The sequence below is a fragment of the Neisseria sp. HMSC056A03 genome (genome assembly GCF_001815685.1).
Taxonomy (GTDB): domain Bacteria; phylum Pseudomonadota; class Gammaproteobacteria; order Burkholderiales; family Neisseriaceae; genus Neisseria; species Neisseria subflava.
The window spans coordinates 1-612 of sequence record NZ_KV821628.1; the positions used below are offsets into that span (position 1 = coordinate 1).

1 pseudogene is annotated in these 612 nt (G+C 58.7%); it reads left to right on the forward strand.

The window, feature by feature from the left end:
* Positions 1 to 57: 57 nt before the first annotated feature.
* Positions 58 to 582: pseudogene (locus tag HMPREF3052_RS05665) on the forward strand (aminotransferase class III-fold pyridoxal phosphate-dependent enzyme); the annotation flags it as partial.
* Positions 583 to 612 lie beyond the last annotated feature (30 nt).

Genomic DNA, 612 nt, shown 5'->3' on the forward strand with positions numbered 1-612 from the left:
GGACGGTTTGGCTTTGTCCTTTTCGGTCTGTTTTTGGCTGAGGGCTTTTAACTCCTTTCCGGTACCGAAGCGACCATGACCGCCATCCGCCTTGCGCGCGGCTTTACCGGACGCGACAAAATCATCAAATTCGAAGGCTGCTACCACGGCCATTCCGACAGCCTGCTCGTCAAAGCCGGCAGCGGCCTGCTTACCTTCGGCAATCCGTCGTCCGCAGGCGTTCCCGCCGATTTCACCAAACACACCTTAGTTCTCGAATACAACAACATCGCCCAACTCGAAGAAGCGTTCGCCCGCAACGGTAACGAAATCGCCTGTGTCATCCTCGAACCCTTCGTCGGCAATATGAACCTTGTCCGCCCGACCGAAGCCTTCGTCAAAGCCCTGCGCGAATTGACCGAAAAACACGGCGCGGTGTTGATTTACGACGAAGTGATGACCGGCTTCCGCGTCGCGCTCGGCGGCGCGCAGTCGCTGCACCGCATCACGCCCGACCTGACCACGATGGGCAAAGTCATCGGCGGCGGTATGCCGCTTGCCGCGTTCGGCGGACGCAAAGACATCATGGAATGTATTTCCCCGAGGTAGGCGACCTCTGCGCGCATATAGCAC